The sequence below is a fragment of the Spirillospora sp. NPDC029432 genome, from assembly GCF_040703975.1.
Lineage (GTDB): Bacteria > Actinomycetota > Actinomycetes > Streptosporangiales > Streptosporangiaceae > Spirillospora.
This window is the reverse complement of record NZ_JBEZWH010000046.1, coordinates 12,738-34,228: the sequence shown is the minus strand read 5'-3', so window position 1 is coordinate 34,228 and position 21,491 is coordinate 12,738. Positions and strand designations below refer to the sequence as shown.

Sequence of the window (21,491 nt, the reverse complement as noted above, 5' to 3'; positions counted from 1 at the left end):
GTCGGTCCCGGTGCAGTGTAGAGGTGTCAGGTGACCGCCTCGACCCGCCCGGGGCCCGGGCTGGTCCAGGACTTTACCGCCAGGTCATGCGGAATGCTGTGGAATCGCGCCTAAAGTTCTGTGTGACAGCCCGTTCCCGATCGAGAGAGACGGCCCCATGAGCTGCGAACATCTGATCTGCGCCCGGTGCTCGGGGCCGGTGGTCGAGGGCCGCTGCCCGACCTGCCGGAACGCCCGGGACGAGATGCACCGGCACGGCCCGTCCGTCCCGCCGGCGCTGGTGCTCGCGGGCCTCGTCGCGCTGTTCCTCCTCGCGATGATCCTGCAGCGCGCCTACTGATCCCCGCCGCTCCCGGCGCCGCCGGTCAGGGATTCTTCGCCGGCGGCGTCACACCTTTGTAGTACCCGCCCGCGTCGGCGATCACCTCGGCCTTGGCCGGATGCGCGGCGCCGTCCTTCTCCTTCTCCCCGTCGCCCTCTTCGGGACGGGCCGGGTCGTACGCCACGAACTGCAGGACCTCCGAGGCATGGATCTCATTGCCCTCGACCGTCCCGTCCAGCAGGTGGGCGATCTCCGGCGGGATCGGCGGCTTGGCGGTCCTGTCCTCCTTGTCCTTCACCCCGGTGACGCTGTTGCGGTACAGCGAGTACAGCACCAGCCCGCCGCCGTGCTCCGTGCGCAACTGGAAGATCGGGTACGGGGTCGCGGTCGGCACCCGCGTCAGCGTCAGGTCCTTCTGCCGCGCCTTCCGCCGGGCCTTGCGGAACTGCTCGTAGTAACCGGTGGTGACCGGCCCCGACCTCATCACCTTCGCGGCCACGCTGTCGGGCCCCTCGTACACCAGCGTCGCGTGGATCCCCGGCATCTCCCGCGGCCGGATCAGCACCGACGAGTCCGCCGTGGTCAGCGCCGTCGCGTACCCCGCCGCGTCCAGCGGGATCTTCGGCAGCTTCGCCTTCGGGTCCAGCTCGGCCTGCAGGCTCAGCGTCCAGTGGTCCGCGGGCGAGCGCAGGATGAACGCCATGACGGCGGTCTCCTCGCTCTTCTTCTCCCCCTGGACGCTGCGCGGCACCGACGCCACGAACCACTGCGGGAACACGTCCGGCTCCAGCTTGGGCACGTACAGCTTCGGCTTCCCATAGGTGTAGCGGCGCACCGGATCGCCGTCGAAGGCCGCCTTGCGGTACTCCGCGGCGACCAGCGGCGACTCGCCGTCCGACACCCAGTTCAGCGCGAGCCGCTCATCGCCCGCCGCCCGCGCCACATCGTCGTTGGTCACGAACGTCCGGAACTCGCGCTCGGCGACCTCCAGCGTCAGCGGCTCCGGCTCCGGCTTCTCCTCCGCGGCGGTGACCACGGTCGTCGGCCGCGCCTCCGGCTCGTCGCCGGCGCACCCCGCCGCGAACACCAGCAGCGCCGCCACCACCAGCGACAGGGATTTCCGCGCAGTATTCATGACGCCGCCCGAACCCGCCTCTCCCCCGGACCTGAGCCACGGATCCCCCGATATGGATCCGTTCCGCCACGGTGACCCGAGATTCTGCCATCCACAGCGTATTGGTCACGCGCATGGGCAGTACCGGGACGGCGATAAGCTCGGAGTGTGGCAGGCATCGATCCCGAAGAGCGTCTCAAGGAGCTCGGCACGACACTGTCCGGCATCGAGCAGGTGCTGGACCTCGACGGCATGCGGCGCGACATCGCCGAGCTGCGCGAGCAGTCCGCCGACCCAGACCTGTGGAACGACCAGGACCGCGCCCAGACCGTGGGGCGCCGCCTGTCCTACCTCGAAAGCGAACTCGGCAAGGTCGAAGGCCTCCGCCAGCGCCTCGACGACGCGGCCACGCTCTACGAGATGGCCGCCGAAATGGACGACGAGGACACCCGCAAGGAGGCCGACGACGAGCTGGAGGCGCTGGGCAAGGCCGTCCAGCAGCTCGAAGTCCGCACGCTGATGTCCGGCGAGTACGACGAACGCGAGGCGCTCGTCACCATCAACGCCCAGGCCGGCGGCGTCGACGCGGCCGACTGGGCCCTCCAGCTCCAGCGGATGTACCTGCGCTGGGCCGAACGGCACGGCTACCCCACCGAGATCTACGAGACGTCCTACGCCGAAGAGGCCGGGATCAAGTCCACCACGTTTACGGTGAAGGCCCCCTACGCCTACGGCACCCTCCGCGGCGAGCACGGCACCCACCGCCTCGTCCGCATCTCGCCGTTCGACAACGCCAGCCGCCGCCAGACCTCGTTCGCCGGCCTGGACGTCGTCCCCGTCGTCGAGCAGAGCGACCACGTCGAGATCGACGAGAACGACCTCCGCGTCGACGTCTACCGCTCCTCCGGCCCCGGCGGCCAGGGCGTCAACACCACCGACTCCGCCGTCCGGATCACCCACCTCCCCACCGGCATCGTCGTCTCCTGCCAGAACGAGCGCAGCCAGCTCCAGAACCGCGCCACCGCGATGAACGTCCTGCAGGCCAAACTCCTGGAACGCAAGCGCCAGGAAGAAGCCGAGAAGATGGCGCAGCTGCGCGGCAAGGGCACCACCAGCTGGGGCACCCAGATCCGCAACTACGTCCTCCACCCGTACCAGATCGTGAAGGACCTCCGCACCGGCGTAGAGGCCGGCAACCCCACCGCCGTCCTGGACGGCGACCTCGACGAATTCATCGAGGCAGAAATCCGCTGGATGCGCCAACAGGAGCAGTAGTTTATTGGGGGGCCACCCCCCATACCCCCAGGCGGACCGTTCGCGCCCCCTGCGCTCGCTGGCGCTCGCTCCGGGGGCGCCCGTTCCGGTGGGGGGCTCCCGCCCCCCACTCCCCCTGGCTGGGGGCTCCGCCCCCTCGTCCCCCCCACGGTTCCGGGGCGGCCGGTGGTGTTTGAGCAGGTCGGCGGGCTGACGGTCGTCGTTTGGTCGGCTCTGCCGGGTGCCGGTGCCCCACCGCAGCGGTCAACTTAAGTGGATCCCGGCACCCGGCCGAACCGCAATCCATCCTCGCACCGTGACCACCGGGTCACGCTACGAACATCTTTATCTGGCGAATGTCGGCCATGTCCCCGCCACATAACCACCCACCCCAGCCCCGCACCCGGGGCAAGGGGCGGACCCCCAACTCCCCCAGTCGCACCCCCGCACCATGACCAACGACCCAAACCCCGGCCCAGGGGCAAGGGGCGGAGCCCCCAGAGATGGGGGCAAGGGGGCGAAGCCCCCAGGCAGGGGGAGTGGGGGGCGGCAGCCCCCCACCCGGACGGGCGCGCCCCCGAAGCGAGCGCCAGCGAGCGCAGGGGGCACGCCCGTCCGCGCCCGGGGTCTGGGGTTGGGACCCCAGGCTAATTCGGCAGGGCGCTTGCGGTTACCAGGGTGCGGATCGCACCCAGGGCGACTGACAGGGTCGCCAGGTCGAAGCTGTCGCTTTCCCAGATCTCGGAGAGGGTCTGCTGGGCTCGGCTGACGGCGGTGCGGTTCTTGTCGGACCAGTGGAGCATGCGGTGTTCCGGCTGGGTGCCGGGTTCGCTGGTGACGAGGACGTCGCGGGTGAGGGCGGCGTGGGCGGCGTAGAGGTCGTCGCGGAGGGCGGAGCGGGCCATGGAGCGCCAGCGGTCGTCGCGCGGGAGGGCGATGATGCGTTCGCGGAGGCGGGAGAGCTGGAGGCGGTCGGCGAGGTCGAAGTAGACCTCGGCGACCTCTTCGACGGGGCGGCCGGTGTCGTGGGCGATGCCGACGAGGTCGAACGTGGAGTACGCGGGGACGAGCATGGCGCACTGTTCGGCGAGTTCGTCGGGGACGCCGCGTTCGGCGAACTCGTCGCGGCGGGCCTCGAAGGAGGCGAGGTCGAGGCCGACGAGGAGTTTGGGCAGCCGGGTGCCGAGGGTGACGGCGCCGCCGGAGAAGAAGTCGATGTTCTCCCGGATGTCGAACGGGGGCCGCCGGTTGTGGAGGAGCCAGCGGGCGCCGCGTTCGGTGAGCTTGCGGGCTTCCAGGAGCATCCTGATCTGGGTGGATTCGTCGACCTGGTGGGAGAGGTTCTCGACGGACCGCCAGAAGCGGGGCATGTCGAAGACCTCGCGGGCGACGAGGTAGGCGCGGGCGATGTCGGGCGAGGAGGCGCCGGTCTCTTCGTTCACGCGGAAGCGGAACGTGATGCCGCTGTTGTTGACGACGTCGTTCACCACGGCGGTGGTGATGATCTCGCGGCGCAGCGGGTGCCGGTCCATGTAGGAGCGGAAGCGTTCGCGCAGCGGGCTGGGGAAGTAGTCGACGAGCCAGGACTCCAGGTAGGGGTCGTCGGGCAGGTCGGATTCCACGAGTTCGGCGTCCAGGATCAGCTTCGTGTACGCGAGGAGGACGGAGAACTCGGGGCCGGTGAGGCCGTGGCCGGCCTGGCGGCGTTCGGCGAGGGCCTTGTCGTCGGGCAGCGCCTCCAGGGCGCGGTTGATCTCGCCGTCGCGCTCCATCTTGCGCAGGTAGCGGGCGTGCACGTGCAGCATGGACGGGGCCTGCGCGCGGGTGGCGGCGAGCACGACGTTCTGCGCGTAGTTGTCGCGCAGGACGAGGCCGGCGACCTCGTCGGTCATCTCGGTGAGGAGGTGGTCGCGCTGCTTGCGGGTCAGCTCGCCGTCCCGGACGACCTGGTCGAGCAGGATCTTGATGTTGACCTCGTGGTCGGAGGTGTCGACTCCGGCCGAGTTGTCGATGAAGTCGGTGTTGACGAGGCCGCCGCCGCGGGCGTACTCGATGCGGCCGAGCTGGGTGAGGCCGAGGTTGCCGCCTTCGCCGATGACGCGGCAGCGCAGCTCGGACGCGTCGGCGCGGACGGGGTCGTTGGCCTTGTCGCCGACGTCGGCGTTGTTCTCGGTGGACGCCTTGACGTAGGTGCCGATGCCGCCGTTCCAGAGCAGGTCCACGGGGGCGCACAGGGCTGCGTGGATCAGCTCGTACGGGGTCATGGCCTTGACGTCGGGCGCGATGCCGAGCACGGCCCGCATCTCGGGGGTGAGCCGGATGGACTTGGCCGTGCGGGGGAAGACGCCGCCGCCCTTGGAGATCAGCGACGGGTCGTAGTCGGCCCAGGTCGAGCGGGGCAGGGCGAACATCCGCTCGCGTTCGGCGAACGAGCGCGCGGGGTCCGGGTCGGGGTCGATGAAGACGTGCCGGTGGTCGAACGCGGCGACCAGCTTGGTGTGCCGCGACAGGAGCATCCCGTTGCCGAAGACGTCGCCGGACATGTCGCCGATGCCGACGGCGGTGAAGTCCTCGTTCTGGACGTCCTTGCCGAGCGAGCGGAACAGGTACTTGACCGATTCCCACGCGCCGCGGGCGGTGATCCCCATGGCCTTGTGGTCGTAGCCGACGGAGCCGCCGGAGGCGAACGCGTCGCCGAGCCAGAAGCCGTAGGAGGCGGCGACCTCGTTGGCGATGTCGGAGAACGTGGCGGTGCCCTTGTCGGCGGCGACGACGAGGTAGGTGTCGTCGCCGTCGTGGCGGACGACGTCGGGCGGCGGGACGACCTTGCCGTCGACGAGGTTGTCGGTGACGTCCAGCAGGCCGGAGATGAAGTCCTTGTAGCAGGCGATCCCGGCCTTCATGAAGGCTTCCCGGTCGGACGGGTCGGGGAGCTGCTTGCCGACGAAGCCGCCCTTGGCGCCGGCCGGGACGATCACGGTGTTCTTGACCGCCTGCGCCTTGACCAGGCCGAGGATCTCGGTGCGGAAGTCCTCGCGCCGGTCGGACCAGCGCAGCCCGCCGCGCGCCACCGAGCCGAACCGCAGGTGGACGCCCTCGACATGCGGCGAGTAGACGAAGATCTCGAACGTGGGCCGCGGTTCGGGCAGCTCGGGGATCCGGGACGGGTCGAACTTCAGCGACAGGTACGGCTTGCGCTGGTAGTGGTTGGTGCGCAGCGTCGCGTTGATCAGGTCCAGGTAGGCGCGCAGGATGCGGTCCTCGTCGAGGCTGGCGACCTCGTCGAGCTCGCCGTTCAGCTCCTCGGCGATCCCGGCGCTGCGCTCGTCCTCGCCGCCGGCCAGGCCGGGGTCGAGGCGGCTCTCCCAGAGCCGGATCAGCAGCCGGGTGATCGACGGGTTGCGCAGCAGCACCTGCTCGACGTACCGCTTGGAGAAGCGGATGCCGGTCTGCCGCAGGTACAGCGCGTACGCGCGCATGATCATCGCCTGCCGCCAGGTGAGGCCGACGTGCAGGACGAGGGCGTTGAAGCCGTCGTTCTCGATCTCGCCGCGCCACAGCGCGGTGAAGGCGTCCTGGAAGAGGTCCTTGGTGGCCTCCTCCGGGGTGCCCGCCGGGGGCGTGTAGCGCAGCCCGAGGTCGTAGATCCAGCGCCGCCCGACGTCCGCCGCGTCATTCTGGGGGGACGATCCCCCAGACCCCCCGGCAACCGCTCTGGGGCAGATCTCGTACGGCCGCTCGTCGATCACCTCGACGCCCATGTTCTGCAGCAGCGGCAGCACCCGGGACAGCGAGATCGGCTCGCCCAGCCGGTAGATCTTGAGCCGCCGCTCGCCGGGGCCGGCGCCGTACGGCTCGTACAGGTTGATCGAGGTGTCGCCGTCCTCGGCCAGCTCGTCCAGCCGCTTGAGGTCGGCCACGGCGGTACGGGCCGGGAAGTCGGCCTTGTACCCCTCGGGGAACGCGTCGCCGTAGCGGCGGGCCAGCACGCCCGAGCGCTCCTCGCCGCACTGCTCGACGATCGCGTCGGACAGGTCGTCGGCCCAGGACCGGGTGGCGGCGGCCAGCCGGGCCTCCAGCTCCTCCACGTCCACGTCGGGCAGCGGGCGGCCCCGCTCGCCGCGGACGACGACGTGCAGCCGGGCCAGCACCGACTCGGTCACGTTGGCGCTGTAGTCCACGGTGACGCCGTCGAACGCCTGGCGCAGTATGTCCTGGATCTTCAGCCGGACCTTGGTGGTGTAGCGGTCCCGGGGCAGGTAGACCATGCACGACATGAACCGGCCGTACAGGTCCTTGCGCAGGAACAGCTTGAGCTGGCGGCGCTCGCGCAGCCGCAGCACGCCGAGCGCGATCGGCAGCAGGTCGTCGACCGAGATCTGGAACAGCTCGTCGCGCGGGTAGGTCTCCAGTATCTCGATCAGGTCCTGGCCGTCGTAGCTGTCGGCGGTGAACTCGGCGCGCTCCAGCACCTCGGCCAGCTTGCGCTTGAGCACCGGGACGTTGGAGATCGACTCGCTGTACGCGACGTGCGTGAACAGGCCCAGGAAGCGGCGCTCGCCGACGACCTCGCCGGCCGCGTCGAACTTCTTGACCCCGATGTAGTCGAGGTAGGCGGGCCGGTGGACGGTCGCGCGCGAGTTGGCCTTGGTCAGCACGAGCAGGTGCTTCTCGGTGGCCTTGTCGCGGACCTCGGGCGGCAGCGCGGCGAAGCTGTCGGACTCGGGCTTGTCGTTGCGCAGCACGCCGAGCCCGGTCCCGGGGACGGGCCGCAGCGCGGTCTTGTCGTCGGTCAGGGTGTAGTCGCGGTACCCCAGGAACGTGAAGTGCCCGTCGGCCAGCCAGTCGAGCAGCTCGACGCCCTCGGCGAGCTCCTTCTCCGCCAGCGGCGGCGGCTCGTCCCGGATGGTCAGCGCGATCTCACCGGCCCGCGAGCGCATCTTGGGCTCGTCCTCGACCGCCACCCGGACGTCCTGGAGGACCCGCAGCAGATCGCGCTCCAGGGCGTCGAGCCGGGAGCGCTCGCCGGTGCGGTCGATCTCGATGTGGATCCAGGACTCGTCGATGTCCTCACCGCTGGCCAGTTTCGGCCGGAACGCCTTGAGCTGGCCCGCCACGTCGCGGTCCACCCCCAGCAGCGGGTGCACGATCAGGTGGATGGCGAACTGGTGCCGGTCCAGTTCCATCGTCACCGAGTCGACCAGGAACGGCATGTCGTCGGTCACGACCTGGACGACCGTGTGGCCGGGGTCCCAGCCGTTCTCCTCCAGCGTGGGCGTGAAGACCCGCACCTTGGCCCGCCCCTGCGGCCGCTCGTCGCCCAGCAGCCGGTGGGCCATCGCGGGCCCGCAGACGTCGGCCGGGTCGCGCGCCAGCAGGTCCTCGGGGGCGACGTTGCGGTAGTAGAGCCGGAGGTACTCGACCGCCTCCTCAACGTCCCCGCCGCCGCGGGCCCCCGGCCGCTGCGCGCACGTCTCCGCCGCCCGCCGGAGCAGGTCGTCCTTGGCCTGGTCGAGCTTGCCGCTCATCAAACAACAACTCCCCTAATGACCCTGCGCCACTCCGTTGTGGCGCCGCTCACTGCGCCAGCGTAGCCAGGAATTCCCCCAAAGCCGACCGGCGGGGGTACCTCGGCGGCGTGCCTTTCTTATGGTCAGGCTCACGAAAACCGGTGGTGGCGGCCCTGGGCGGGCCGTTCCGGCCGGCCTGAGCGGCATCGGCTCAGCCGCTGCCGCCGCCGGCGCCGCCCGTGCCCGGGTCCGGGTCGGTCGGGGGCTCCTCGGGGTCGGTGGGCGGGTCCTCCGGGTCGGTCGGCGGGTCCGCGGGGTCGGTGGGCTTGGTGGTGCCCGGCTTCGGGGTGGTCGGCCGGTCGCTGGGCGTCACCGACACGGACGGCGAGGGCGACAGCGAGTCGCTCGGCGAGGGCGTGGCCGAGCCGTACCCGGTGTCGGACGGCCGCGGCGCCTCGACCTCCGGCTCCGTGGGCTGGACGCTCGGGTCCGAGCTCGCGGGCGGCATCGGCTCCTGCGAGTTGCTGATCGGCTGGGTGCGCTTGCCGGTCTCGTCGCCGCCGAGCGCGAGGAACACCGAGACCACCGCGATCGCCGCCACCAGGGCGGCGGCGCCGGCCAGCGCGGCCATCCGGTTGCGGCCGGACAGCTCCGCCAGCCGGGCGGGGCCGCGCCGGCGGATCATCTCGGGGGGCAGGGTGTTGTGCGCGGCCCACTCCGCGGGGGTCGGCGGCCGGTCGCCGGCCGGGCGGGGCTCCCCGTACTCCTGGGGCTCAGGGGACGCGTGGGACGGCTCGTACGCGCCGTACGGGTCGTACGGGTCGTCGTGGTCGCCGTAGCCGTCGTCGCCGCCGGGGGCGATCTCGACGGCCTGGGTGGCCGCGGCGGGCCCGGCGAGTGCGGCGGCTCGCGCGGCCCGGGACGGGACGGCGGTCGCGGCGGCGCGGGCCTCCTCCTCGTCCAGCTCGGCCGCCAGCTCGCTGCCCTGGGCGAGGATCGAGGTGGCGTCGGCGTCGTCGAGGGGGGCGTCGCCGGCGCGGGCGGCGGGGACGGCCGCGGCAGCGCGGGCGGGTCCGGGCTCCTCGTGGCCCAGCAGCCGCATCAGCAGCCGGCGGGCATCGGGCCGGTCGGCCGGGTCCTTGCTCAGGCAGTCGAGGACCAGCTCGCGCAGGGTGCCGTCCAGGTCGCCCAGCTCGGGCTCCTGGTGCAGGATCCGGTTGATCACCGCGGGGATGGTGTCCTGGCCGAACGGGGGCTCGCCGGTCGCGGCGAACGCCAGCGTGGCGGCCCAGCAGAACACGTCGGCGGGGGTGCCGATCTCGTCGCCCTGGAGCTGCTCGGGCGCCATGTACGAGGGCGTCCCGATCACCTTGCTGGTCAGCGTGGTGGAGCCGCTGATCGCGCGGGCCACCCCGAAGTCGATCACGCGCGGCCCGTCGGCGCCGATCAGCACGTTGTGCGGCTTGAAGTCGCGGTGGATGATCTCGGCCTGGTGGATCGCGGCCAGCGCGGTCGCGGTCCCGACGGCCAGCCGCTCCAGCGCCGCGCCGCCCAGCGGCCCCTGCTCGGTGACCAGCTGGTTGAGCGACGGCCCGGGCACGTACTCGCTGACGATGTACGGCCGGTCGCCGGTCGCGTCGGCGTCGATCACCTGGGCGGTGCAGAACGGCGCCACCCGCTTGGCGACGTCCAGCTCGCGCAGGAAGCGGGCGCGGGCCTTGTCGTCGGCGGTCAGCTCGCTGTGCAGGAGCTTGAGGGCCACCTGCGCGCCGTCCTCGTCGGCGGCGAGGAACACGGTCCCCTGGCCGCCCTCACCGACGCGGCCGATCAGGGCGTACGGCCCCAGCCGCTCCGGGTCGCCGGAACGCAGCGCCCCAACCTCCATGCGCTGAACCGCCCTCTCTGCTCGACCCGGCGGACCGTATGCCCGGATTGGCGCAGACCGGTCCCTTGATTGTGTGACGCCCCATACCTGGGGGAAGTTCACCCGGGCCTGGAACCTTACGTCGCGCTGTGACTCTGCGCCGCCCCTACGGGCACTTTGAGGTGATCTTGAGATCTCGGGCGGCGGCACGCCGGATCCGCCCAGACCCGGTAACGGGCGACATTATGCCAGCTCACGCCCCGCCGGGCCGGAACATTCGCGGGTGTCGCGGCCCTCCCGCGAAAATGGGTCCATGACCACCGTCGACGGCCGCCGCGCGTACACCCGGGCCGATCTCATGGCCGAGTACGGCCTCGGCCGCAGCACGCTGGAGAAGTGGTTCCGGGAGCGGTCCGCGAACGGCCATCCCGAGCCCGCCGGGACGGCCGGCGCGCAGCTCGCCTGGGACGCCGAGGAGTGGGACCGCTGGTACGCGGCGCGCGGTACCGCGCCCAAGGCCCCGCCCGGTCTCGCCACCCGCGACGAGCTGGCCGCCGAGCACGGGCTGAGCAGGCACGCCATGAAGCGGCTGTGGGCCGAGAAGGAGGCCAACGGGCATCCGGAGGCGGCCCACCAGGCGGGGAAGGCGCTGTACTGGGACCGGGCGGAGTGGGGCGCCTGGTACGCCGCGTACGAGCGGCGGCAGGACGTCGGCGGCGGCGGGGCCGCCGATCCCGACGAGCTGATCACGCTCGCGGACGCCGCGCGCCTGCTCGGCCTGGCGCAGACGAGCGTGACCGTCTATCCGAAGCGTCCCCCGGCCGGGTGGCCGGAGCCGGCCCGCACGGAGCCGCTGGGCGGCGGCAGGGTCCGGCGCCTGTACCGCCGCGGCGACATCCTGGCCTACGGCCGCCTCAAGAAGCCCTGAGGCGGCCCTCCTTCGTGCCTTTACTGCTTGGGCAGGAAGTGCTCCAGGACCTCCGGGTTGGCCATGGAGTCGCGGTTGGCGGCGCGGTCGACCGGCGTGCCCTGGAGGATCTTGCGGACCGGGACCTCCAGCTTCTTGCCCGACAGCGTCCGCGGGATGCCCGGCACGGCGTGGATCTCGTCCGGCACGTGCCGCGGCGACAGCGCCGAGCGCAGCTCGCGGCCGAGCCGGGCGACCAGGTCGTCCGACAGCTCGGCGCCCTCGGCCGGCTGGACGTACAGGATCAGCCGGCCCTCCTGCCCCAGCCGGCCGGTGTCGATCACCAGGCTGTCGGCGATCTCCGGGAACGCCTCCACGACCCGGTAGAAGTCGGACGTGCCCATCCGGATCCCGCCGCGGTTGAGCGTCGAGTCGGACCGGCCGTAGATCACGCAGCCGCCGTCCGGCCGGACCTTGATCCAGTCGCCGTGCCGCCAGACGCCCGGATACATCTCGAAGTACGACTCGCGGTAGCGGGCGCCGTCCGGGTCGTTCCAGAAGAAGACCGGCATGGACGGCATCGGCTCGGTGATCACCAGCTCGCCGACCTCGTCGGTCATGGGCTTGCCCGCCTCGTCGTACGCCTCGACCTTGGCGCCGAGGCCGCGGCCCTGGAGGACGCCCGCGCGCAGGGGCAGCAGCACGGACGGCCCCACGAACCCGGTGCACAGGTCCGTGCCGCCCGACAGGGAGCCGAGGAGCAGGTCGCGGCCGACGGCCTCGTACACCCAGGCGAAGCCCTCGGGCGGCAGCGGCGAGCCGGTGGAGCCGATGCCGCGCAGCCGGGACAGGTCGTACCGCTCGCCCGGCCGCTCGCCCTGCTTGGCGCAGGCGGTGATGTACGGGGCGCCGACGCCCAGGTACGTGATGCCGGTGTCGGCGGCCATCTTCCACAGGTCGCCGGGGGCGCCGTCGTACAGCACGACCGTCGAGCCCACCAGCAGGCCGCCGACGAGGTAGTTCCACATCATCCAGCCGGTCGTGGTGTACCAGAAGAACACGTCGCCGGGGCCGAGGTCCTGGTGGAACGACAGCGCCTTGAGGTGTTCGAGGACCACGCCGCCGTGGCCGTGCACGATCGGCTTGGGCAGCCCGGTCGTGCCGGACGAGTAGACCACCCACAGCGGGTGGTCGAACGGGACCGCCTCGAACTCCAGCTCGTCGTGGTCGCCGGCCGGCAGCTCCGCGTACGGGACGCCGGCGCGCAGGCCGTCCGGCACGGCGGCCGGGTCGAGGTACGGAATCAGGACGGTCGCGTTCAGCGTGGGCAGCGCGGCCTCGATCTCGGCGACGATCCCGCGCCGGTCGAACCGCTTGCCGTTGTAGGCGTAGCCGTCCACCGCGATCAGGACCTTGGGCTCGATCTGCGCGAACCTGTCGATCACCGACGCGGAGCCGAAGTCGGGCGAGCAGGACGACCAGATCGCGCCGAGCGAGGCGGTCGCCAGGAAGCAGATCACGGCCTCGGGGATGTTCGGCACGTACGCCGCGACCCGGTCGCCGCGGCCGACGCCGCGCCGGGCCAGCCCGGCGCGGACCTCGGCGACCTGCATGCACAGCTCCCGGCCGTTGATCACCCGGTGCCCGCCGGCCTCCGAACGGAAGATCAGCGCGGGCTCGCCGGGCGCCTCGGCAGCCCGCCGCAGCGCGTTTTCCGCGTAGTTGAGGGTCGCGCCGGGGAACCACTCCAGCCCGTCCACCGGCATCGGCCCGCCGGTGCGGACGGGCCCGTCGCCGCGCTCGCCGGCCACCTTGAAGTACGACCAGATCGCGTCCCAGAAGGCGTCGACCTCGGTGACCGACCAGCGCCAGAGGTCGTCGTAGGACTCGGCCAGCACGCCGCGGTCCCAGAGCCAGTGCATGAAGTGGGTCGCCCGCGCGTTCGCGACGACCTCCTCCGACGGCTCCCACAGCAGCGCGCCCTCGGCCACCCCATGATCACTGGACATGTCTCTCCCCTCGCGCCGGCCGTACCCGTCCAGCATCGGGCGTACCCGGTGACCTGCGCAAGCTCAGCGATCTTGAGTGAGCTCCAGCACCGCGCGCACCACGGCGTCGGTGTCGGCGAGCGTGGACAGCACCACGTCCGCCCCGGCGGAGCGCAGCTCGGCCTCGGTCGCGCTGCCGGACGCCACCGCGATGATCGGCGACCCGGCGATGTGCGCGGCCTGCACGTCGCGCGGCGAGTCGGCCACGTACACCGTCGCCTTCTCGGGGTAGCGGACGGCGTGCTTCTCGCCGGCCCGGGTGCGCGCCAGCTCCAGCAGCGCCGCCTTGCTGTAGACGCCGTTCTCGTAGCCGCCGACGTCCAGGTCGAGCCGTCCGGCCAGGCCCAGCTCGGTGACCTTGAGCACGGCGTTCGGCTCGATCGAGCCGGTGAGCACCGACTGCGCGGTGTCGGGCAGCCGGGCGATCGCCGACACCGCCTCCAGCGCGCCCGCCAGCACCCTGCCGTGCGCCTTCAGGTCGGCGCGGCGCGCGGCGAACGACTCGGCCAGCGCCGCCGTGAACGCGGGCAGGTGGTCGTCGGTGGTGACGACGTCGTTGAACGCCAGCGTCTCAAAGATGATCTCGGACTCGGTCCGGCCGGGCGTCGGCGCCAGCCGCACCAGCGGGCGCCCGATGACCCGCTGGAACGCCTCGGCGTAGGCCTCCCGGGTGACCCGTCCGACGTCCACGAGCGTGTGATCGATGTTCCACAGCACCAGGCGGTTCAGCGTCGTCATCCTCTTCCTGCGTGGTCGCGGGGCAAGCGCCCGCACGCGTCCGTACGGGCGGACTCATCGTCGGGCCTGGCGGCGCATACCGCAAGCGGGTGTGACGCGGCACCGTTCTGGCGGCAAGGACAGGGGTCAGGGGCCCATGTGGGGATAGCGGTGGTCGGTCGGCGCGACGAACGTCTCCTTGATCACCCGCATGCTGGCCCAGCGGGTCAGGTTGAAGATCGAACCGGCCTTGTCGTTGGTGCCGCTGGCGCGGGCGCCGCCGAACGGCTGCTGGCCCACGATCGACCCGGTCGGCTTGTCGTTGACGTAGAAGTTGCCGGCCGCGAACCGCAGCCGCTCGGACGCCGCCTCGATCGCGGCGCGGTCGCGGGCGATGACGGCGCCGGTCAGCGCGTACTCGGCGACGCCCTCCATCTGGGTGAGCATCGAGTCCCAGTCGCCGTCGTCGTACACGTGCACGCCGACGATCGGGCCGAAGTACTCCTTGACGAAGATCTCGTCGTCGGGGTCGGACGACTCCAGCACGGTCGGCCGGACGAAGTAGCCCTCCGAGTCGTCCAGCCCGCCGCCCGCGAGGACCTTCATCGAGTCGATCCCGCGGGCCCGGTCGAGGGCCGCCCGGTGCTTCGCGAACGCCCGCTCGTCGATCACGGCGCCCATGAACAGCGACAGGTCCTCGGCCACGTTCCCCATGGTCAGCGCCTCGACCTCGTCGCAGAAGTCGTCCCGCATCCGGTTCCAGATCGAGCGCGGGACGTACGCGCGGGACGCGGCCGAGCACTTCTGCCCCTGGTACTCGAACGCGCCGCGGATCAGCGCCGTCTTCAGCACCGCGGGGTCGGCGGAGGGGTGCGCGACGACGAAGTCCTTGCCGCCGGTCTCGCCGACCACGCGCGGGTAGCCGCGGTAGGTGGAGATGTGCTCGCCGACCGTCCGCCAGAGGTGCTGGAACGTGCCGGTGCTGCCGGTGAAGTGGATCCCGGCCAGGTCCGGGTGCGGGATCGCGGCCTCCGACAGCGCCCGGCCGTCCCCGGTGACCAGGTTGATCACGCCGGGCGGCAGCCCGGCCGCCTCCAGCAGCCGCATCGTGTGGTGGGCGGCCGGCTGCTGGGTCGGCGACGGCTTCCAGACCACCACGTTGCCCATCAGCGCGGGCGCGGTCGGCAGGTTCCCGGCGATGGCGGTGAAGTTGAACGGGGTGATCGCGACCACGAAGCCCTCCAGGGGCCGGTAGTCCATCCGGTTCCACACGCCGGGCGAGGAGAGGGGCTGCTGGGCGTACAGCCGGCGGGCGTAGTCGACGTTGAACCGCCAGAAGTCGATCAGCTCGCAGGCGGCGTCGATCTCGGCCTGCTGGACCGACTTCGACTGGCCGAGGATCGTCGCGGCGTTGATCGTGGCACGCCACGGGCCGGCCAGCAGGTCGGCGGCGCGCAGCAGGATCGCGGCCCGCTCGTCGAACGGCATCGCCCGCCAGGCCGGCGCCGCCGCCTTCGCCGCGCCGATCGCGGCCTGCACGTCGGCGACGGTCGCGTTGCCCATCGTGCCGAGCACGCGCCCGTGGTTGTGCGGCTCCACCACCTCGATCGGGGTGCCGCCGCCGAGCCGCCGCTCGCCGCCGATCGTCATCGTGAACTCGGTCCGCTCGCCGGCCAGCTCCTTGATCCTGGCCTCCAGCGCGGCCCGCTCGGGGCTGCCCGGCGCGTACGCCTTGACGGGCTCGTTCGCCGGTACGGGGACGTTCGTGACGGCGTCCATCTGCCTGCTCCCTGGAAGTCCGACATCGTCGTCGATGCCAGCAGATCTACCCAGCCGCGAGGCGGGGAAGCGGGCGCCCGGGAAGCGGGCTCAGGGGAGCAGGTCGCGGAGCTCCTGCGTGGCGTACCACATGAGCTCGTGGCCTTCGGCGCCGTCCACGGTGAACAGGGCGTCGTCGTCGCCGTCCCGGGCGGCGGGCAGCGCCTCCGCGGCGGCCCGCACGTCGCCGGCCGCAGCGGGGTCGTCGACATGCCCGGACGCGATCTTCCGCCATCCGATGGGCGCCGTCACCCGGACGAGCGCCCGCTCGCCGTTCTCCAGCCCGGCGTGCCCGGGGGCCCACTCGACGGCGCCGTCCGGGACCTCGGCGGCCAGGACGACCCGGCGGCGCGGCGCCCCGGGGTCCGCGGCGAGCAGCTCCAGCGAGGCGCGGGCGGCGGCGGTCATCGCCGCGTACTCCAGCTCCTCCAGGTCGCCGCCGGCGTACCACTCGCGCAGCGCCGGGGTCACCGCGTACGCGGTGACGGGCGCGGGCCCGATCTCGCGCGCCTCGTGGACGCGGGCCAGGCCGGGGATCGTGGACGGAACGTAGACGCGCATGACGGAAAGAGTCTCAGACCCTGGCCCTGACCGGGGGGACGACCCCCCGAGGCCCCCCGGCGCGGTCCGGACGCCTCCCTCCGCCGGCGCTCCGGGCGGCGTTCAGACCGCGAGGCCCAGAGCGCGCAGCTCGGCGAGCGTCGTGTCGACCGAGGTGTGGTGGACGGCCTTCATGCCGACGGCCTCGGCGGCGGCGCAGTTGTGCTCGATGTCGTCGATGAACACGCACTCCTCCGGCGGCAGCCCGACCAGCTCGACGGCGTGCCGGAAGATCCGCTCGTCGGGCTTGCGCATGCCGACCTCGCACGAGATCACCACGGCGTCGAAGAGGTCGTTCCACAGGTCGCGCGGGTAGTCGTTGCCCCAGGAGTTGGACAGCAGGGCGGTGCGGGCGCCGGCGGCGCGGGCGGCGCGCAGCGCGTCGTACATGGGCTCGACCGGCTCGAACGCGCGGAACATCCGCGCGATCAGGCCCTCGGCGGGGACCGGGGCGCCGTCCACGGTGAGCAGCTCGGCGGCCAGCAGCCGCTCGAACTCGGCCACCTCCAGCGTGCCGTCCTCCAGGCCGTGGATCGGGTTCACGCCCGAGCCGTCGTAGGCCTGCTTCACCCAGGCGCGCATCACGCCCTTGTAGCGGGCGACGTCGACGCCGTCGGCGGCGAGCCAGACGTCGACCGCCTGGTTGAGGGGGGAGGTCAGCACGCCGCCCCAGTCGGTGATCACGGCGTTCACGGCGTTCACGGCGTTCGCGGTCACAGCGTCCCCAGTCACGGGCAGATGGTAGGCGATCCCAGCGAATCCCACCGAATCGCGTTCTGGGACACTGCCTCCATGGACTTCGAACTCAGCCAGAAGGCGCGGGACTACCAGGCGAGACTGCTGGAGTTCATGGACGAGCACGTGTACCCGGCCGAGCCGGTGTACGCGGAATGGCGCGCGGCCAACGACGAGCACGCGCTGCCGCCGGTCGTCCAGGAACTCAAGGCCGAGGCCCGGAAGCGGGGCCTGTGGAACCTCTTCCTGCCCGACATCTCCGGCCTGTCCAACCTGGAGTACGCGACGCTGGCCGAGATCACCGGACGCTCCCCGGACCTGGCGCCCGAGGCGGTCAACTGCGCCGCCCCGGACACCGGGAACATGGAGGTGCTGCACATGTTCGGCACCGACGAGCAGAAGAAGCGCTGGCTGGAGCCGCTGCTGGAGGGCGAGATCCGGTCCGCGTTCGCGATGACCGAGCCGGACGTGGCCTCCTCGGACGCCACCAACATCACCACCTCGATCGTCCGGGACGGCGACGAGTACGTGATCAACGGCCGGAAGTGGTGGATCACCGGCGCCGCCGACGAGCGCTGCAAGATCTTCATCGTGATGGGCAAGACCGACCCGGACGGGCCCGCGCACCGGCGGCAGTCGCAGATCCTCGTGCCGCGCGACACGCCGGGGCTGACGATCGTCCGGCACCTGCCCGTGTTCGGCTACCAGGACCAGCACGGGCACTCCGAGCTGCGGTTCGAGGACGTCCGGGTGCCCGCGGCGAACCTGATCGCGGGCGAGGGCGACGGGTTCATGATCGCCCAGGCCCGGCTGGGGCCCGGCCGCATCCACCACTGCATGCGCGCGCTGGGCATGGCCGAGCGGGCGCTGGAGCTGATGTGCCGGCGGGCCGTGGACCGGGTCGCGTTCGGCGAGCCGCTGGCCCGGCAGGGCGTCGTCCAGCAGCAGATCGCCGAGTCCCGGATGGCGATCGAGCAGGCCCGGCTGATGACGCTGAAGACGGCCTGGCTGATCGACAGGCACGGGGCGAAGGGCGCCCGCAGCGAGATCGCGGCGATCAAGGTGATCGTGCCGCGGATCACCCACGAGGTCATCGACCGGGCGATCCAGGTGCACGGCGGCGCCGGGGTCAGCGACGACACGCCGCTGGCCCAGATGTACACCTGGGTACGGGCGATGCGCCTGTTCGACGGCCCGGACGAGGTCCACGTCCGGACCGTCGCGCGCCAGGAGCTCCGCCCGTACCTCAGCTGAACGCGGGGGTCACGCCGTTCTCAGGCGCTGGAGGGCCTCCCGGACCCCGCCGTCGGTCTCCTCCAGCACCTGGGTGGCGTGCGCCGCCGGGACCTCGCCGAGCAGCGAGACCAGGGCCACGCGGGTGTCCCCCCCGGCCTCGATCAGCGCGTTCTCGCACGACAGGGAGTCCATCCCGGTCGCCTCGGTGAGGATGCGCACCAGCCGGGCGCGCAGCTTGGAGTTGAGCGCGTTCACGCTCACCATCAGGTTGGAGTACGTGCGGCCCATCTTGATCATCAGGGTGGTGGAGAAGGAGTTGAGCACCAGCTTCGTCGCGGTGCCGGCCTTCATCCGGGTGGACCCGCTGATCACCTCGGGCCCGGTGGCCAGCGGGATGTGGACCTCGACCTCGCGGCCGTGCGGGGTGTGCGGGTTGCAGCTGATCAGCGCGGTGCGCGCCCCGGCCTTCGCGGACGCGCGCAGCGCGCCCAGCACGTACGGGGTGCGGCCGCTGGCGGCGATGCCGATCGCGACGTCGCCGGCGCGCACCTCGGCCGCGTCCCGGGCGCCGAGCTCGTGGTCGTCCTCGACCTCCGAGACCGCCTGGGACAGCGCGCCGAAGCCGCCGGCGTTGTGCGCCACGACCCGGCCCCAGATGCCGAACGTCGGCGGGAGCTCGGCCGCGTCCAGCACCGCGAGCCGGCCCGAGGTGCCGGCGCCGAAGTAGTGCACCCGGCCGCCGCCGCGCAGCGAGACGACCGCCAGGTCGACCAGCTCCGCGATCTCCGGCAGCACGGACGCCACCACCAGCGGCACCGTCGCGTCCTCGGCGTTGATCCGGCGCAGCACCTCCAGGGTGGGCAGCGTGTCGACGTCGAGGGTGCGCGGGTTGCGCCCCTCGGTGGGCAGTTCGCAGTCGATCACCGACGCCTCCGGTCGGGTCGTACGGTCCGGCCGCGGACCGCCTCGAAGGTCGCTTCCAGTGCCTTCCGTGTGGATCCGTAGGTGCGCTGGGCCACGCCGACGAACACGCAGTCGACCACCGTCAGCTGCGCCAGCCGGCTGGCGGTCGCGCCCGAGCGGAACGTCGTCTCCCGGGCCGCCGTGGTGAGGATGTGGTCGGCCACCTCGGCGATGGGCGACTTGGGGAAGTTGGTCAGGGCTACGGTCGTCACCCCCTTGCTCTTGGCCACCTCGAGCGCGTCGATGGTCTCCACCGTCGAGCCCGTGTGCGAGATCCCGATCGCGACGTCGCCGCTCCCCAGCACCGCGGCGCTGGTGAGCATGATGTGCGCGTCCGACCAGGCGGAGCAGACCCTGCCGATGCGGTGCAGTTTCTGCTGGAAGTCGGCCGCGACGAAGGCGCTGGCGCCGACCCCGTAGACGTCGACCCGGTCGGCGGCCACCAGCGCGTCCACGACCTGTTCGAGCGTCTTGATGTCGAGCTGGGCCGCGGTCTCCTCGACGGCCCTGGCATCGGCGAACGTCACCTTCTCCACGATCTGTTCGAGCGAGTCGTCCGGACTGATGTCGCTGCCGATGACCCGGCCGCCGGTCGCGCTCTGCGCCCGGCCCGCCTCGGTGGCCAGGGTCAGCCGCAGCTCTGGATAACCATGAAACCCGATCGCGCGGCAGAACCTGATGACGGTGGTCTCGGAGGTGCCACAGGTCTGGGCGAGTTCGGTGATGGTGCTGTTGGCGACCCCTTCGGGATCGTCGATGACGCGTTGAGCGACACGTCGCTCAGCGGGGGGCAGTGAAGGCAGCAGGGACCGGACCCTGACCACGGTGCTCAGCGGCGTCGCCTCTCTGGTCACGACCTCGGGCGGCGCCGTCGTCCTGAGCGAGCCGGCCTCCCCGGCGCTCCCCGGCTCGGAGCCGGTGGGTTTCCTCATGGAGGAAATTTTCTTACTTGAAGGATGTCACGTCAACGGTAGAAAGGGCTACGGTCGCCATGTGTTGACCCATTTGGCCGGTCCGTACGTGATCGGCATAGACGCGGGTGGCACGAAGACCCGCTGTGTCGTACTAACGCTCGGGGGCGCCGAGGCCGGTCACGGGACCGGTCCCGGCGCCAACCCCAATTCCGGGGGCGACACCGCGGGGGCGCTCACCACGGCCCTCCGGGAGGCGCTCGCCGACCTCGACCGTTCCCTCGTGATCGGCGGTGTCTTCGGGATCGCCGGAGCCGGGGCGGCGGGACGACCCGCCGCCGTGGCCGCCGCGCGGCGCGCGTGGAGCGCCGCCGGCCTGCGCGGCTCGCCCGCCGTCGTGACCGACATCGCGATCGCCTTCGCCGCCGGGACCACCGCCCCCAAGGGCATCGTGGTCTTCTCCGGTACGGGCGCCGGCGCCGCGGTGATCAGCGACGGGGCGATCGTGCAGCGCGCCGACGGCTACGGCTGGCTCGTCGGGGACGAGGGTTCGGCGGTCTGGCTGGGCCGGGAGGCGGTCCGCGCCGCCCTGGCGGCCTACGACGGCCGCGGCTCCCCCACGGTGCTGACCGACGCGGTGCCGCGCGCGCTGCTCGGCTCGGCGGCCCCCGCGGTGAAGGAACCGGAGTCCGCCCGGAGGCGCGCCCGGCACCATCGGGCGGCGGCGCTGGCCGGGTCTCCCCCCGGCCAGTCGACCGCCTCGCTCGGGCATGGCACGTCCCCGCACTCCGGTGGCCGCCCCCATCCGGTCGCCCCGGCGGCGCTCGCGCAGGGCAAGGCGACGGCGGTGCTGCTCGCCGGCGGCTCGGGACCGCCGAACGGCGAGCCGCGCGACGTGCCGCACGTGCCGTCGCCCGCCCGGCCGCCCGATCCGCGGCCGCCGGCGGCGTCCCAGGCCCTGTCCTGCCCCCGCCCCGGGCACGCCCCCGACCCCCAGCTCGCGCAGGCGGTCATCAAGGAGGTGTACGGCCGCCCTCCCGCGGCCCTGGGCAGGCTCGGCCCGGTGGTCGCTGCGGCCGCCGAGGCGGGCGACCCGGTGGCCCGGCGCATCACCGCGGAGGCGGCCGAGTGGCTGCTGCGCGACGTCGACGCCGTGCGGCCGGCGCTGAACGACCCGTACGCGCCGGTGGTCATGCACGGCTCGGTGCTGCGCGACGGCCCCGTCGCCGAGGCCGTGCGGAACGGGCTGCGCGACCGCTTCGCCGCCGACCCCCGCCGGGCCGGCGACGGCGCGGTCGGCGCCGCCTCGCTGGCGCTGCGCCGCCTCGGCCACCCGCTCGCCTGACCGCAGGTCCGCCCCGCGGGTCCACCCGCGGGTCTTCGGCATGGGCGCGGCGCGAGTCGACAGGCGGACGGCGGACCCGTTAACGTCGCCAGGTCGGATCACGAACGCGTAACGGCGAGCAGCGCAGCGCCCATCACCAACCCATCA

At 72.3% G+C, this 21,491-nt stretch carries 15 protein-coding genes; 5 read left to right on the top strand and 10 right to left on the bottom strand.

From position 1 onward, the window contains the following. The first annotated feature begins 157 nt into the window (after positions 1–157). On the top strand, positions 158–340 hold the full coding sequence (locus AB0881_RS28960) for a hypothetical protein (protein WP_366621853.1): 183 nt from the start codon (positions 158–160) through the stop codon (positions 338–340). A gap of 25 nt (positions 341–365) precedes the next feature. Here the strand turns inward: AB0881_RS28960 and AB0881_RS28955 are convergent, their stop codons facing one another. Further along, the gene (locus AB0881_RS28955) at positions 366–1,457 is read right to left on the bottom strand and encodes a hypothetical protein (RefSeq protein WP_366621851.1); all 1,092 of its coding nucleotides are present in this window, start codon (positions 1,455–1,457) and stop codon (positions 366–368) included. Positions 1,458–1,604: 147 nt separating this feature from the next. On the opposite strand from AB0881_RS28955, the gene prfB reads away from it, so the two are divergent. After that, on the top strand, positions 1,605–2,711 hold the full coding sequence (gene prfB / locus AB0881_RS28950) for a peptide chain release factor 2 (RefSeq protein ID WP_366621849.1): 1,107 nt from the start codon (positions 1,605–1,607) through the stop codon (positions 2,709–2,711). A gap of 626 nt (positions 2,712–3,337) precedes the next feature. Here the strand turns inward: prfB and AB0881_RS28945 are convergent. Beyond that, the gene (locus tag AB0881_RS28945) at positions 3,338–8,218 is read right to left on the bottom strand and encodes an NAD-glutamate dehydrogenase (RefSeq protein ID WP_366621847.1); all 4,881 of its coding nucleotides are present in this window, start codon (positions 8,216–8,218) and stop codon (positions 3,338–3,340) included. A gap of 193 nt (positions 8,219–8,411) precedes the next feature. After that, the gene (locus AB0881_RS28940) at positions 8,412–10,085 is read right to left on the bottom strand and encodes a serine/threonine-protein kinase (RefSeq protein ID WP_366621845.1); all 1,674 of its coding nucleotides are present in this window, start codon (positions 10,083–10,085) and stop codon (positions 8,412–8,414) included. 292 nt (positions 10,086–10,377) lie between these two features. Here AB0881_RS28940 and AB0881_RS28935 point away from each other — a divergent pair, with 292 nt between their 5' ends. Next, on the top strand, positions 10,378–10,992 hold the full coding sequence (locus AB0881_RS28935; protein ID WP_366621843.1) for a hypothetical protein: 615 nt from the start codon (positions 10,378–10,380) through the stop codon (positions 10,990–10,992). 20 nt (positions 10,993–11,012) lie between these two features. On the opposite strand, the gene AB0881_RS28930 is transcribed toward AB0881_RS28935, so the two are convergent. The 5 genes from AB0881_RS28930 to AB0881_RS28910 form a co-directional block, all read right to left on the bottom strand. Beyond that, positions 11,013–12,980 (bottom strand): acetoacetate--CoA ligase, encoded by a 1,968-nt coding sequence (locus tag AB0881_RS28930; RefSeq protein WP_366621841.1) that lies wholly within the window; start codon positions 12,978–12,980, stop codon positions 11,013–11,015. 63 nt (positions 12,981–13,043) lie between these two features. After that, a complete protein-coding gene (locus tag AB0881_RS28925) occupies positions 13,044–13,757 on the bottom strand; it encodes a haloacid dehalogenase-like hydrolase (RefSeq protein ID WP_366621840.1) in 714 nt (237 codons plus the stop codon). 126 nt (positions 13,758–13,883) lie between these two features. Continuing rightward, positions 13,884–15,515 carry an L-glutamate gamma-semialdehyde dehydrogenase gene (pruA, locus tag AB0881_RS28920; protein WP_366621838.1) on the bottom strand — a complete coding sequence of 544 codons (1,632 nt, stop codon included), beginning with the start codon at positions 15,513–15,515 and terminating at the stop codon, positions 13,884–13,886. 90 nt (positions 15,516–15,605) lie between these two features. Further along, entirely contained in the window at positions 15,606–16,115 is a 510-nt protein-coding gene (locus AB0881_RS28915) for a hypothetical protein (RefSeq protein ID WP_366621837.1), read from the bottom strand. Positions 16,116–16,217: 102 nt separating this feature from the next. Further along, positions 16,218–16,886: an HAD family phosphatase gene (locus AB0881_RS28910; protein ID WP_366621835.1), complete on the bottom strand. Its 669-nt coding sequence runs from the start codon at positions 16,884–16,886 to the stop codon at positions 16,218–16,220. A gap of 60 nt (positions 16,887–16,946) precedes the next feature. On the opposite strand from AB0881_RS28910, the gene AB0881_RS28905 reads away from it, so the two are divergent. After that, on the top strand, positions 16,947–18,143 hold the full coding sequence (locus AB0881_RS28905; RefSeq protein ID WP_366621833.1) for an acyl-CoA dehydrogenase family protein: 1,197 nt from the start codon (positions 16,947–16,949) through the stop codon (positions 18,141–18,143). Positions 18,144–18,152: 9 nt separating this feature from the next. Here the strand turns inward: AB0881_RS28905 and AB0881_RS28900 are convergent, their stop codons facing one another. Continuing rightward, on the bottom strand, positions 18,153–19,049 hold the full coding sequence (locus tag AB0881_RS28900) for an N-acetylmuramic acid 6-phosphate etherase (protein WP_366621831.1): 897 nt from the start codon (positions 19,047–19,049) through the stop codon (positions 18,153–18,155). After that, positions 19,046–19,942, bottom strand: coding sequence for a MurR/RpiR family transcriptional regulator (locus AB0881_RS28895; RefSeq protein WP_366621903.1), 897 nt, complete (start codon positions 19,940–19,942; stop codon positions 19,046–19,048). The genes AB0881_RS28900 and AB0881_RS28895 overlap by 4 nt, the downstream gene beginning before the upstream one ends. Positions 19,943–20,081: 139 nt before the next feature. Between AB0881_RS28895 and AB0881_RS28890 the strand changes: the two genes are divergently transcribed. Next, positions 20,082–21,344 carry a BadF/BadG/BcrA/BcrD ATPase family protein gene (locus AB0881_RS28890; RefSeq protein ID WP_366621829.1) on the top strand — a complete coding sequence of 421 codons (1,263 nt, stop codon included), beginning with the start codon at positions 20,082–20,084 and terminating at the stop codon, positions 21,342–21,344. Positions 21,345–21,491 lie beyond the last annotated feature (147 nt).

Bases quoted from the DNA above. Each gene is read 5' to 3' on its own strand.
- AB0881_RS28960 (WP_366621853.1), top strand. From the start codon at position 158: ATGAGCTGCGAACATCTGATCTGCGCCCGGTGCTCGGGGCCGGTGGTC.
- AB0881_RS28955 (WP_366621851.1), bottom strand. From the start codon at position 1,457: ATGAATACTGCGCGGAAATCCCTGTCGCTGGTGGTGGCGGCGCTGCTG.
- AB0881_RS28945 (WP_366621847.1), bottom strand. From the start codon at position 8,218: ATGAGCGGCAAGCTCGACCAGGCCAAGGACGACCTGCTCCGGCGGGCG.
- AB0881_RS28940 (WP_366621845.1), bottom strand. From the start codon at position 10,085: ATGGAGGTTGGGGCGCTGCGTTCCGGCGACCCGGAGCGGCTGGGGCCG.
- AB0881_RS28935 (WP_366621843.1), top strand. From the start codon at position 10,378: ATGACCACCGTCGACGGCCGCCGCGCGTACACCCGGGCCGATCTCATG.
- AB0881_RS28930 (WP_366621841.1), bottom strand. From the start codon at position 12,980: ATGTCCAGTGATCATGGGGTGGCCGAGGGCGCGCTGCTGTGGGAGCCG.
- AB0881_RS28925 (WP_366621840.1), bottom strand. From the start codon at position 13,757: ATGACGACGCTGAACCGCCTGGTGCTGTGGAACATCGATCACACGCTC.
- pruA (WP_366621838.1), bottom strand. From the start codon at position 15,515: ATGGACGCCGTCACGAACGTCCCCGTACCGGCGAACGAGCCCGTCAAG.
- AB0881_RS28915 (WP_366621837.1), bottom strand. From the start codon at position 16,115: ATGCGCGTCTACGTTCCGTCCACGATCCCCGGCCTGGCCCGCGTCCAC.
- AB0881_RS28905 (WP_366621833.1), top strand. From the start codon at position 16,947: ATGGACTTCGAACTCAGCCAGAAGGCGCGGGACTACCAGGCGAGACTG.